Source organism: Methanobacterium sp. BRmetb2 (assembly GCA_003491285.1).
In the GTDB taxonomy this organism is placed as follows: domain Archaea; phylum Methanobacteriota; class Methanobacteria; order Methanobacteriales; family Methanobacteriaceae; genus UBA117.
In genome coordinates this window covers 1929311-1943039 of record CP022705.1, presented here as the reverse complement: position 1 = coordinate 1943039, position 13729 = coordinate 1929311, and the positions used below count along the sequence as shown (strand labels likewise).

The window sequence follows — 13729 nt, the reverse complement described above, 5'->3', positions numbered from 1 at the left end:
TTGATAAAATAGTAACTAATTAATTATATCAAAAATTTCGGAAGATACTATGTGGAAAGCAATGTTATTAATTGGGATATTTGACACATTTAGAGGGAAAAATGGTGCTTTAAAAAATTATAAAAAAAGGTTGGATGAATATCGGGAACATGAAGCAGATATATTAATCGACATAGGAGTAATATACCTGGAAGACAACCAAATAGAAGAAGCCCTAACAAAATTTAAAGAAGCACAGGAAGTATATGAAAAACTTCAATTCCCTGAAGGAGAAGCATACACCCAAAACCTGATAGGAGACACCTACCTAACCAACCGCAACCTAGAAAAAGCACTAAAACATTACCAAAAATCCTTCAAAATATACTCCTCACTAAAATCACCATTAAAAAATGAATTATTCGAGAAAATTAAAGATACTGAAAAAGCAAAGCAAACTATGGAACTAGTTGATGAGTCATAATACTTTGTTGATGATAGTATGTTGAAAAATCTGGTAATATTAGGAATATTTGACTCTTTTGAAGATAAAAATAGTGCTTTAAAAAATTATGAAAAAAGACTGCATGAATATCAGGAGCACGAAGCAGATACGCTAATCGACATAGGAGTAATATATCTGGAAAACAACCAAATAGAAGAAGCTCTTGAATATTTTAAAGAAGCACAGGAGGTATATGAAAAACTTCAATTCCCTGAAGGAGAAGCATACACCCAAAACCTGATAGGAGACACCTACCTAACCAACCGCAACCTAGAAAAAGCACTAAAACATTACCAAAAATCCTTCAAAATATACTCCTCACTAAAATCACCATTAAGTGATGATATTCAAGAAAAGCTGGATGATGTCCTCTCACTGCAAGAATATAAAAGATCAATGAAAAATAACATTAAAACAAAAAACCCACTTCATGATAAGGATAAGGAAATAGAAGAAGAACTTGCTCAAATACCAAAAACTGAAGATTTAAAAGATGAAGAATCTTATATAATTTATCCATCACGCTCAACCATTCCGAGAGATGCGATAGACTATGAAAAATTAGGTGCAAAATTAGATGATGTTATTAAAATACTAGAAAATGTGCATATGTACGAAACTTACTCTCAAGAGAAAGATCCTATAACTTATCTGAAAGATGCTTATGTAAACTCTGAATTAATAGGTGATAAAACAGGTAAAGCCACAATAGGTCTGTTGATTGGAGATGTCCTATTAAAAAGGGGTGAAAGTGATAAAGCACTTAAAACATTCAAAGATTCTTTTAATATATTCCATGAAAATAATGATGAAAAAGGAGAAGCTTTATCATTACTTTTAATGGGAAGTGTCTGTTATGTATTAAATGATCAAGAAACCATGTATAAAGTGTTTAAGAAATCTGTAGGAATTTTCAAAAGATTAGATGATCAAGAAGGAGAATCTGTTGCTATAGACTTAATAAATACACTTTATAGTGGATAATAATTTAAAAAAAATGATTGAAACTATATTTGATTTTATTTTGTAATCCTTTTTGGATTATGATTACTCACTCTTTATTTTTTGTAAATGTATTATTTTTTATTTTTAATTAATTTCTTTATTAGTTTGTAGTTAATTAGATTATTTTTTCTTATTTAATTGAACATAATTCAGTTTTTAAATATCTTTCAAGGATGCCCTGCTAAATTACAATAAAGTTAATTATTTAATTTCGTTAGTTTTCAGCTGTTATAAATGGCGTTATGTTTAAGTTATATCAAAAACAATATTATATGATATAGGACTCTGTGAATTATTATTTGAACCTTAATTAATTTTTTTGAGCGTGATATGATGGAGAAGAAAAAAAATGTGGACAGGCTTATTGAGACTTTAAAGGATGACGATGAACATGTTAGAGTTCAAGTTTCAGATCTTCTTGTTGAAATTGGTGAACCCGCAGTAGATCCTCTGATAAATGCATTAAATGATGCAAATAAAAATGTAAGAAGAGGAGCAGCCCATGTTTTAGGAAATATTGGGGATAGCAGAGCTATTGAACCTTTGATTGAAACTTTGAATGATGAAAATAAATGGGTCAGAAGAGAAACTTCAGGGGCTCTATCTAAAATGGGTAAAGACGCTGTAGAACCACTAGTCAATTTACTAGATGATGCTGACTGGAGGGTTCGTGGTGGAGCTGCATGGGCCTTAGGAAGTATAGGAGACAAAGATGCGGTTAAACCTCTAATAAAGGCTCTTAAAGATGAAAGCGGATTTGTACGTGGTGGAGCTGCATGGGCCTTAGGTAATATTGGGGATGAACGTGCAGTAGAACCTCTAAAAGAAGCTTTGAATGATAAGAGTGGCTATGTTAGAAAAGTTGCAGAAAATTATCTAAAGAAATTTTAGTTTAATTTCAGTAATAATCACGGATAAATAGAAATAGAATATTTTATTAAAAACATAGACTTTAAAAAGGTTCATGCCTAAATTCTTAATAACAATATGGAATTAAAGACTTTTTATTAAAATAATTCAAAATTGTGAAATTGAACTTTTTTTAGAAAATATTAATTTAATCTTAGAGCAGGTGTAATCTTGAAAGTGAGTATAATAGGAGCTTCAGGCAGGGTAGGCAGTGAAGCAGCTTTTTGTTTAGCAGAAGAAAATTCAGTGGCAGAATTAACACTTATTTCACGAAAAGAGAGTATTGGTAAAGTAGAAGGACATTTAATGGACATAAATGATGCATTAGCTGCTAAAGGGGTGGATGTAAAAATTGATTCATCTTATGATGTTGAAGCAATTGAAAATTCAGATATAGTTGTTTTAACTTCTGGAATACCTCGAACCCCTGACATGGAACGAATGGATCTTGCAGCAATTAATGCAAGAATAACTGCTAAATATTCTGAACAAATTGCTGAAATTGCTCCTGATTCAATTATACTAGTTGTGACTAACCCTGTAGATATAATGACATATGTGGCTTTAAAAAAATCTGGTTTTCAAAAAAATAGGGTGATAGGTCTTGGAAACCACTTGGATTCACTTAGGCTCAGAAATTTAATGGCAAAACACTTCAATGTCCATGTAAGCGAAATTCACACCAGAGTTATAGGTCAACACGGCCCACAGATGGTTCCTTTAATAAGTTTAACATCTATCGGAGGTATACCTTTAGAAAGTTATTCTACCTGGGATTACTTTACTGGTTACAAATCACTGGACATCCAAGCAACCATTCAAAAGGTGATTAACGCAGGCAGCGATATTATTAGTAAAAAGGGCGCAACTGAATATGGGCCTGCTTTTGCCATATCAAATCTAGTTACAACTATTTTAAATGATGAAAAGAAGATTTTAACCGTTTCTGCCTATCTTGAAGGGGAAATTGAAGGTATTACTGATATATGTCTTGGCGTTCCAGTTAAACTCGGAAGAAAGGGTATTGAAGGTATAATTCCTATTAGTATGAATAAAAATGAAAAAGAAGATTTTATGAGTGCAGCTGAATTCGTTAAAACTTCCACTCAAGAATTATTGAAAATTTATAAAAAATAGATTATCTTATTTCAAAAAGCTATATAATCATTTGAAATAAAAAAATATCTTATTTTTAAGGATTTATTTATTAATTATTGCATTTACTTTTTTTGATTTTAGTGATTTGAATTTTATAGGGCGAATTTGTATTATTATCATGAAATGATAAACAATTGATTTTTTGAAAATTCTATATTTGATGCTCCCAAAAATTTATATAAATGTTCAATCATATTATATTTAAGACCTAATTTTTGAACATTGTATAGTTTTATTATGATATAAAAAATTATTTTCAAAAAACCAATGTTATCGGAAATAAATTTCCGGTAAATTTATATAATATAATTAGAATATTACCAATTAACCCTAATAATTATACACAATAAATCAGTCATTAATAAATCGAAGGCATAAACATGATAACCATAGGAATATTAGATCTTCAAGGAGACGTCTCTGAACACGTTGAAATGACTAGAAAGGCTTTAAAAAAAATGAACGTGGAAGCCAATGTTAATAAAGTCAAATTAGCTTCTCAAATATTACAATGTGATGGATTAATAATTTCAGGGGGAGAAAGCACAACCATGGGAAAATTAATGATTAAAAATGGTGTTAAAGATGCCATAATAAAAAAAGAAATCCCCATATTTGGAACATGTGCTGGAATGGTTTTACTTGCAACTAAAACCGATTATGAACAACCACTTCTTGAATTAATCGATATGGAAGTTAAAAGAAATGGTTTTGGAAGTCAAAAAGAATCTTTTGAAGAGGAAATTGAGTTATTGAACCACCAATTCCCTGGTATTTTTATTAGAGCACCATATGTAAAAAAAGTTGGTCAAAACACCAAGATTATTGCAAAAATTGACGAAAAAATAGTTGGAGTAAAAAAAGGAAAATATATTGCCACAGCTTTCCATCCAGAGCTTACTGGCAATACAAAACTCCATGAATACTTCATAAAGGAGGTATTAAATTGTGTGGAATAGCAGGAGTCGTATTTAAAGACAAAAAACTTCACCCTGTAGGAGATGCTATGACTAAAATGCTCAAAGCCCTACAGCATAGAGGACCGGATTCAGCAGGTTTCGCCATTTACGGTGGTTTAGGTTTAGCTAAAAATGAATATTTACTAAACATTGAATTAAAAGAAAAAATAGGTCTACTGGAAAAGGTTAAAGAAACTGTTGAACTTGCAAGTCCTATAAAAACTGAGGAGATAATTCCTTCTGTGGAAGACTATAATATATACCGATGTAAAATTAGTCTGGAATCCTTTTCAGAATTAAAACCATTGATAATGGATATTGATAAGATAGAGAATGTTATAGTTTTAAATGGTAGTCACTCTTTTGAGATGATTAAAGATGTAGGATCAGTGGAAGAAATAGCCCAAAGGTATGATACTCGATCTAAAATGGGTACCCACGCCATAGGCCATACCCGATTTTCAACTGAAAGTATTGTTGATCGTTACCATGCACACCCCTTCCAGAGCTATATAATTCCAGACATTACTGTAGTTCACAATGGTCAAATCACCAATTATTGGAAGATAAGAGATCCACTGGAAAGAAAGGGCCATATTTTTGAAACCAATAATGATACTGAATGCATTGTTCACTACGTGGCAAATAAACTATCTGAAGGATATTCCCTTGAGGAAACACTTGAACAGTCTGTAAAAGATATGGATGGTCCATTCTCCTATGTAGTTGGAACACCAAATGGTGTTGGTATAGCCAAAGATCAGTTAGGTCTTAGACCTGGTGTTATGGCTGAAAATGATGATCTTTTTGCCATAGCATCAGAAGAAGTTTCTCTTAGAGAAGTAATGGATACTCATGATGTTGAACAAATCTCCCCTGGAGAAGTTAGAGTATACGAAATATAATAATTATAAAAAAGGTGAGTTTCATGCGTGAAATTGAAATAGACGCCAACAAAAAAGAACCACGGGACATCAATCGGGAAATAAAAAAGGCTTCAACCCAATATGATCGTATCATAATCAAAAACCCAAACGCCATGCATTACCTTGTGGCTGGATTAACCAAAGGGGTAGAAGTGATAATAGATGGAAGTGCAGGTTACTTTGTAGGGACAATGATACATGATGCTAAATTACACATAAATGGGAATGCTGGTTGGTTCCCTGCTGATAACATGACTGCAGGCGAAGTAATAATTGATGGATCTGCTGGTGATGGAGTAGGTCAAGGTATATATGGTGGTACAGTTGTCGTAAAAAGAGATGTAGGATCCCGTACCGGCGAGATAATGAAAAATGGTACCATAATAATAGGTGGAAATTCTGGTTTTATGACTGGACTGTTTATGATGGGCGGACGGATAATCATTTTAGGAGATCTGGCAGAAGATGCTGGTGAATCAATTATTCGAGGAGCAATATACGTCCGTGGAAACATTAAAAGCTTGGGAAAAAATGCTAAAGTAGTTGAAATAGACAAAGACGATGAAAAAGAACTTAAAGAACTTTTACCAAATTATGGACTCGATTTAGATGAATATGAATATGAAAAATTTAAAAAAATTGTCCCATTAAGTAAACGCCCATTCTACGGCGAAGAATCGGAGGAAGGATGATGATAGAAGGAAATATACAAAACAAGAATAATCCTGGCAAAGTTGCCATGGTAGGAACACCTTGTCAGATTCTCGCTGCTTCCAAAATGGAGAAATATCATGATATTGTAGGAGAATTCCCAATAGAAATCTCTATCGGCCTTTTTTGTATGGAAAACTTTTCATATAATTATATGAAAGAATTATTGAACCAGTACAATATTGACATGAAAGATATCCAGGAGTGTAGGATTGAAAAAGGTTATGTATGGTTCTTCTTAACCCAGGATAAGGTTTTCAAAATTCCTCTTGAAGAGGCTAAAAAATGCATCCGAAAGAGTTGTCAAATATGTATGGATTTCACCTCGGAACTATCAGACATATCCGTTGGATCAGTAGGTTCTCCAGAAGAATGGTCAACAATCATAATTAGAACAGAAAAAGGTTTAAAATTAGTTGAAAATGCTGTAAAAGATAAGTATATTCAAACCAAACCTATTTCAGATAAAGGATTAATGTTAATGGAAAAATTAGCCATTGGCAAAAAGAAAGATAACAAAATCGAAATAGGGAAAAGAGAAAAAGTAGGCAGACCCGTAATCTCCAGAAGACTTATGCCTGAAGAAGATTTTGAATCAGAAGTCTCTGCGTGCCAATTCAAAGATTTAAAAGGAGATGTTGTAGATATTGGCGCTTGCGTACTTTGTGGGGCGTGTTTCTGTGCATGTCCCGAAAATATTATTAAAATAGAGGATCGTAAACCAGAAATTAAAGGTGAATGTCCAGAAGGATGTAATGCTTGTTATGTCGCCTGTCCTAGAACTTACGTCTCAGAAAAAATTGTAAATAAAGAGGAATCTGAAAGAAACCCCTTTGGAGATTATATAAAAATACTTTCAGCAAAAGCACCCATGATCAACGGACAAGATGGAGGAGTGGCCACTGCACTTCTAAGCTATGCTCTCTCAAATAAAATTATAGATAATGTGATAGTGGTGGATAAAAGTTCCACTGAACCGTGGAAACCAGTGCCTAAACTGACAAATAATGTTGCAGATGTTCTTGAAGCATCAGGAACTAAATATGCTGCATGTCCAATATTTAAATCATTGACAAAGATTGAAACAAACACAGGGGGTAAATAAATGCCATTTAAAGTTGAAAGAAGCAGAGATCTATGTAAACGAAACTTCGACCGACCAGGATGCTGCTGGTATCTCTGTGACAATCGCAGTGAAGAACTCTGTAAAAACTGTTACTCTTGTTATAACAACTGTCCACATGACGTTTACGAAATTATTGATGACGAACCATACCCTATACATCATGAAAACTGTGTTGGATGCAGAATATGTGAAGAAATGTGTCCGAACAGTGCAATCGAAGTCAACGCAGTTCCAGAAGATAGGAGAAATGTATGGTCCTTTGCTGATTTGGTGGAGATTAATAGAAAATCAACAGAAGGTTCTTACAAAGTAAGAGGCTGCGGAGCAACCAGAGTTATACCTACCTTTGACGACCTGGTAATAGTACCAGCACAAGTGTCCCGACCTCCAATTGATAAATACCGGGAGCCCTGCAACACCAAGGTGGTTCTGGGAAATAGATATGCTGAAAATCCTCTGGTACTAGATACACCTATAATGATTGCTGCCATGTCATTTGGAGCATTAAGTAAGGAGGCAAAAATTGCCCTAGCCATGGGTGCCACTCTCTCTGGCACAGCAACCAACACTGGTGAAGGTGGAATGCTTCCCGAAGAGAGAAAATACGCATCAAAACTCATAGCACAATATGCTTCAGGACGATTTGGTGTATCTGCTGATTATCTAAACAAGTCTGATGCAGTAGAAATAAAAATTGGCCAAGGAGCTAAATCAGGTATGGGCGGACACTTATTAGGTGAAAAAGTTACAGCGGAAGTGTCCAAAATCAGAATGATCCCTGAAGGAACCGATGCACTTAGTCCAGCCCGACATATGGATATTGTAGGACCTGAAGATCTGAGCATGAAAATCTCACAGTTAAGAGAAATTACTGATTGGAAAGTCCCAATAATTGTCAAATTTACCTCAGGAAGAGTAAGTGACGATGTTAAAATAGCAGCAAAAGCAGGGGCAGACATGATCGTTGTAGACGGAATGCAGGGTGGAACTGGTGCAGGACCTGATGTGGTAACTGAACATTCAGGTGTGCCAACCATAGCCGCAATTGTTGAAGCTGATGAAGCCCTCAAACAGGTAAACTTAAGGGAAGAAATAAGCCTAGTAGCAGGAGGAGGAATACGCAACGGTGCTGATGTTGCTAAAGCCATAGCTCTTGGTGCTGATGCAGTTTATATTGCAACTTCAGCTCTGGTTTCTATTGGTTGCAGAGTTTGCCAGATGTGTTATGCTGGAACTTGCAGAAAAGGTATAGCCACACAAGATCCACAACTTAGAAGACGTTTAGACTATATTGAAGGCGGTAAAAGAGTTGCAAGATATATCGAAGCAATGACTGAAGAAATATGTATGCTGACCCAGCAAGCGGGAAACACTGATGTACTCAAACTGGAAAAAGACGATTTAAGGTCAATGACTATAGAAGCATCAGCTCTAACTGGCGTTAAAATGGCTGGATTAGAGTCACCAGTTAAATTCTGATGGATACCGCTCCATCATCTTTTATTTTTTAAAATATATTATAATCAATCAAATTCAACTATTAGATAATTAAATAGTAAATTTCTAATAGAAGTACTGATTAAGTTCTATTAATCAAATGAATTGAATTAAGTAATCATGGATTATACTAATAATATCATACAAGAATAGATAATCAATTATTTTTTTTACTGGGGAGAAATTATGGAAAAAATAGATAACAACACAATAAAAATATCAGCTATAATAATTGCATCAATAACATCTTTTATTACACCTTTTATGGGCTCTTCTATAAATATTGCACTTCCATCTATTGGTACGGAATTTGCCACAGATGCCATACTGTTAAGCTGGGTGGCAACATCATATTTATTAGCAGCCGCCATGTTTGCAGTACCTTTTGGAAGAATTGCAGACATATTTGGGATGAAAAAGGTATTTATCTATGGGATTATAATATTCACAATTTCATCATTACTTTCAGCCCTGGCACCATCAGCACTAGCCCTCATCATATTTAGAGTTTTTCAGGGAATTGGTTCAGCAATGATATTTGTAACTGGACTTGCAATCATAACCCACGTATTCCCACCACAAGATAGGGGAAAAGCCATAGGGATAAATATTGCCTCAGTTTATGTGGGTCTTTCTTTAGGACCGGTTTTAGGAGGTTTTCTAACACAATTCTTTGGTTGGAGAAGTCTTTTCATTTTGATGATCCCGTTAGGTTTGTTGGTGATTATCCTAACATTTTGGAAGCTTAAAACTGAATGGGCAGAGTGTAAAGGTGAAAAATTTGATTTACCAGGATCAGTACTTTACAGTTTCGCCCTATTAATGATCATCTATGGATTTTCATTATTACCTGAAATAATTGGTATCTTGTTGATAATTGCCGGAATAATAGGAATAATAGGTTTTATCAAATGGGAATTAAAAGCTGAAAGTCCAGTATTAGATATGAAACTATTTTTTAAGAATGCAACTTTTGCCTTTTCTAATTTAGCCGCATTAATCAATTACAGTGCTACTTTTGGTGTGACCTTTCTTCTGAGCTTATATCTACAGTACTTGAAAGGATTTGATCCTCAATCTGCTGGACTGATTTTAGTTGCGCAACCCATAATTATGGCCATAGTGGCACCTTTAGCGGGAAGATTATCTGATAAATATCAACCCCGTTTAATAGCTTCTATTGGTATGGCAGTTGTAACTTTAGGCCTTTTCGTATTCACCTTTATTAATGACCAGACCAGTATAAACTTCATTATAATGGGATTATGTCTTTTAGGGCTTGGATTTGGTTTATTTTCATCACCCAATACCAATGCTATCATGGGATCTGTTGAAAGAAGGTTTTTTGGCGTAGCTTCTGCATCAGTTAGTACTATGCGATTAATTGGACAAACAATGAGTATGGGAGTTGTTATACTGATCTTTTCTCTATTGATTGGCAATGTACAGATCATGCCACAACATTACCCAGCCCTGCTTGAAAGCATTAAATTAGCATTTATAATATTCACTGTACTGTGTTTTGTGGGGATATTTGCTTCTCTTAAAAAGAGATAGTTATCATGCAGGAGACTATAAATACCATCTTTTCTTAGAGAAAAGGTGGATTAAAATCCTTTTTCTTTTTTAATATAATTCATTCCAGTTTGTACCAGATAATCAAATTTTTCTTAGTCCTGTTTGATCCTTAAGCCAATTAATCCCGCTAGTACTCCAAATAAGGGCGGAATAATACCTCCACCAACATAGAGCATTATTACTGAAAGCACAATAATGATCAAACCCCCGTTTTTCCTCCCAATAAATGTTGCTGCCCATATTGTGACTATGATACCCATAATAATAGCAAATATTCCAGTTAAGAGGAAATTGGGAACTAAGGTCATTGCCGGCTCTCCTAAAGTTGCTTGCATTGTAGGCCATGCCTCTATCATCATTCCATTTGTAGCAACACTACCCTGAAGCACCTCCCCAATACCATGAAACACTCCACCCCCAATTCCGGCAAGAATACCCAGAAATGATGCTGCAACTCTCGTTTTATTCATAATGAACCTCCATTTGAAATTTTTTAGCTAAATTCTGTGATATTACTATTTTCATTAATTTTCCTCCTTTTTTGTCCAGCAATATCATTTACTGTCGCATAAGGATGAGGATACCTTCCATTTTCTCGAGTATATGATTTAATAAACGGTATGTCATTTATCTGGACTGATTGAGCGGGACAAAAATTAACACATGCATAACACATATAACAAAAGACATTTTTTTGCCAAATAGGGTTTTTAACACCCATTTTAATCTTTCCTGACAAACAAACATTTTCACAAGTTCTGCATCCTGTACACTTAGAGTCCGAACAAAAATAATTAACTCCCCCAATATACTCAGAAACTGTCATACCCCAAATAACCATTTTCTCTAATAGGAAATTTACAGGGACAGTAAATGTAGTGTCTTTTTCCCTGATTTTTTCCTGATTTAGGACAATCTTTTGAATTGAATCTAATTTCTCCTTAACTATAGATTCTATTTTCGAAAGCTCCGCGTCGGATGGAACTTTATATCCTTTGCGCCGTATTTCCTCATTGTGGCCCATATTTAGTATAAAATATGAATCAAGACGTTTATTCTTTTCCTTTAATAAATGATCTATTTTTTCAAAACCTCTAAATGTAGTGCCATAACGTGTTGCTACAGCAAAGATGTATTCTGCTGATGTTGGAACAATTTTTTTAAGGAATTTTTTTACTGCTATTGGAATAGTTAAAGCATGAACCGGGAAAACAAAACCTACAGTTTTTCCACTGGTTTTTATTAGATTTTTATCTAGAAGACTTACAATCGGTATTAACTTTGTTTTTGGGATTCTTTTTTGCAGTTCTTTCGCCACATGTAGCGAATTACCAGTTCCTGAAAAATAGTAAAGTTCTACACTCATATTCTCATCCTTCCAACTCAAATTTTTCAAAATTTAATCTAATTTGTATCTTCCTCAATTTTAACAGCCTCTAACATAAATCGAGTATGGTTAACCATTTTTTCTAAACCTAGCTTCATAAAAGAATCAAAATCCTCATTATATTTCAAGATAAAATACTCAAAAAATAAGAAAATTGCAAAAGACCAATATTCATAGGCGAGCGTTCTTGGATTTACGGGCTTAATCATCTTATTTTCAATCATAATGCTAAATATATTTTCCCATCCTGCTAGAGGTTCTTCTAATAGTTCTTTTTTGAAAAATTCTCGTATTTTTTCGTTGTGATAGGTTTCGATGCAAACTAATCGCCATATTTTTTCCATCTGAGGGATGTTGATGCGATCCATGAACGTTTTAGCACCACTTTCAAAAAACACTTCAGGTCCCTGATCCATTAAATCTGCGCACTCTTCCTCTGGAATGTTACTTTGTGCGAGTTCTGATTTAAAATAGTTTATTATAGCATCTAAAATAGCTTCTTTATTTTTATAATGATTGTAAATTGAACCTTCTCTTATTCCTGTTTGTTTTGCAATTTCTCGTACTGATACATCACTAAAACCTTTTTTAGAGAATAAATCAACCGAAGCATCAAAAATTTTTTCTTTTGTGGTTTTTTTAGCTTCATTTTGAGAATTTGAAGCCTTAATTTCTCTATTTTTCATATGGTTAATACTCCTTATACTTATTGAACAAACGTTTGTTCAATTGTTACTAATATTATAATAATTCTACTATATAAAACAAACGTTTGTTCAGCAAATGATTATAAAATCATTAGGCAAATTTAAGATATTTTACAGAAAAAAGTTAAAAAATAATTTGATCGCAAACTCGACTAGTTTTAGCCATATAGTCATTATGTCGAGTTAAACGAAGTAAAAATACCGAGTTAAACCTGATTTTTGACATTAACTTTGATATAATAGTCAGTTTTAAAATAAAACTGTTAAAAAACTCCACAATCACATTATTACATATAAACTATATAAATACAATATTGTTTTTCTTATTCTTTTTCTGTAAATATTTTAATAGATGTGAATATTAATAATGCACCCAATATAACTTTTAATAACTCTGAAGGAGCATATATAACTAAAATAGCACCGATTGAAGCACCTATTATAGAACTTATTCCCATTGGCACGACTAAAGAACTAATTTCTGATTTGTTGGAATACATTTTATTACGGGTATGTCTTGTAATTCCCACAATAATGGTAGGTAAGCTAATGATTAAACTCATAGTTCCTGCTAATTTAACATCTATTCCAAATATTAAAATTAATATAGGAATTATAACCTCTCCACCAGCAACCCCTAAAAGACTGCTAATAATTCCGATAATTACTCCACATATTACTGCTACAATCAGCTCTATATATAAACTGCTAAATATTATTCCCATTGATCCAAATGTGATAAAGCTTTCACTAATAAGAAGTAATCCCATAACCAAAAGCAATATTAATAATACTTTTTTAAACAAAACATCGGATATTTTAGTTGATATTCCTATTCCAAAATAAGCACCAGTAGTAGAGCCTACAATAATTGCAATCATTAACAATATTTGAGGATAAATAATAGATACATCCACATTATTCATTCTAAAAAAAGTAGCCGATAAGACTGTGATTAAACTTATTAACATATTTAATGCTACTGCTTTTTTAGCAGTCTTATTAAAAGTCTTTAATAAGAAAGGCAGCCTAAACTCAGCCCCTCCTAAACCTATTAAACCACCTAAACAGCCAATAGGTGCTCCTATAGCCAATGATAAAAGAGATGTTTTTTTATTATCCATTTTTTAAACCTTTAGAGAAAAATCGTGTCTTCTTTGGTTATCTTTGATATACAATATAAATCTTTCGTCCTATTTATTTTCCATTTCACTTGAAATCTTATTTACCCTTTTAAATATGTGATTTCAATAAGACCGTTCCATAATAAGTTCATAAGATT

Annotated in this window: 14 protein-coding genes; 10 read left to right on the top strand and 4 right to left on the bottom strand. The window is 33.3% G+C overall.

Going from position 1 to position 13729, the window contains the following annotated elements; translation table 11 throughout:
- The first annotated feature begins 49 nt into the window (after positions 1–49).
- The 10 genes from CIT01_09735 (at position 50) to CIT01_09690 (ending at position 10332) form a co-directional block, all read left to right on the top strand.
- Positions 50–463 carry a hypothetical protein gene (locus tag CIT01_09735; protein ID AXV38462.1) on the top strand — a complete coding sequence of 138 codons (414 nt, stop codon included), beginning with the start codon at positions 50–52 and terminating at the stop codon, positions 461–463.
- 18 nt (positions 464–481) lie between these two features.
- On the top strand, positions 482–1468 hold the full coding sequence (locus tag CIT01_09730; protein AXV38461.1) for a hypothetical protein: 987 nt from the start codon (positions 482–484) through the stop codon (positions 1466–1468).
- Positions 1469–1822: 354 nt separating this feature from the next.
- A complete protein-coding gene (locus CIT01_09725; GenBank protein AXV38786.1) occupies positions 1823–2380 on the top strand; it encodes a PBS lyase in 558 nt (185 codons plus the stop codon).
- 189 nt (positions 2381–2569) lie between these two features.
- On the top strand, positions 2570–3535 hold the full coding sequence (locus CIT01_09720; GenBank protein AXV38460.1) for a malate dehydrogenase: 966 nt from the start codon (positions 2570–2572) through the stop codon (positions 3533–3535).
- 401 nt (positions 3536–3936) lie between these two features.
- A complete protein-coding gene (locus CIT01_09715) occupies positions 3937–4515 on the top strand; it encodes a pyridoxal 5'-phosphate synthase glutaminase subunit PdxT (protein AXV38459.1) in 579 nt (192 codons plus the stop codon).
- Entirely contained in the window at positions 4503–5420 is a 918-nt protein-coding gene (locus CIT01_09710; protein AXV38458.1) for a glutamine amidotransferase, read from the top strand. The genes CIT01_09715 and CIT01_09710 overlap by 13 nt, the downstream gene beginning before the upstream one ends.
- A gap of 23 nt (positions 5421–5443) precedes the next feature.
- A complete protein-coding gene (locus CIT01_09705; protein ID AXV38457.1) occupies positions 5444–6133 on the top strand; it encodes a tributyrin esterase in 690 nt (229 codons plus the stop codon).
- The gene (locus tag CIT01_09700) at positions 6133–7257 is read left to right on the top strand and encodes a hydrogenase (GenBank protein ID AXV38785.1); all 1125 of its coding nucleotides are present in this window, start codon (positions 6133–6135) and stop codon (positions 7255–7257) included. The genes CIT01_09705 and CIT01_09700 overlap by 1 nt, the downstream gene beginning before the upstream one ends.
- A complete protein-coding gene (locus CIT01_09695; GenBank protein AXV38456.1) occupies positions 7258–8757 on the top strand; it encodes an FMN-binding glutamate synthase family protein in 1500 nt (499 codons plus the stop codon).
- A gap of 204 nt (positions 8758–8961) precedes the next feature.
- The gene (locus CIT01_09690; GenBank protein AXV38455.1) at positions 8962–10332 is read left to right on the top strand and encodes an MFS transporter; all 1371 of its coding nucleotides are present in this window, start codon (positions 8962–8964) and stop codon (positions 10330–10332) included.
- 113 nt (positions 10333–10445) lie between these two features.
- Here the strand turns inward: CIT01_09690 and CIT01_09685 are convergent, their stop codons facing one another.
- From CIT01_09685 to CIT01_09670, 4 genes are all read right to left on the bottom strand, one after another.
- Entirely contained in the window at positions 10446–10823 is a 378-nt protein-coding gene (locus tag CIT01_09685) for a hypothetical protein (GenBank protein ID AXV38454.1), read from the bottom strand.
- Positions 10824–10846: 23 nt separating this feature from the next.
- Entirely contained in the window at positions 10847–11719 is an 873-nt protein-coding gene (locus CIT01_09680) for a ferredoxin (protein ID AXV38453.1), read from the bottom strand.
- Between the two features lie 38 nt (positions 11720–11757).
- Positions 11758–12426 (bottom strand): TetR family transcriptional regulator, encoded by a 669-nt coding sequence (locus CIT01_09675; protein ID AXV38452.1) that lies wholly within the window; start codon positions 12424–12426, stop codon positions 11758–11760.
- Positions 12427–12770: 344 nt separating this feature from the next.
- Positions 12771–13571 (bottom strand): hypothetical protein, encoded by an 801-nt coding sequence (locus CIT01_09670; protein AXV38451.1) that lies wholly within the window; start codon positions 13569–13571, stop codon positions 12771–12773.
- Between the last annotated feature and the right edge of the window lie 158 nt (positions 13572–13729).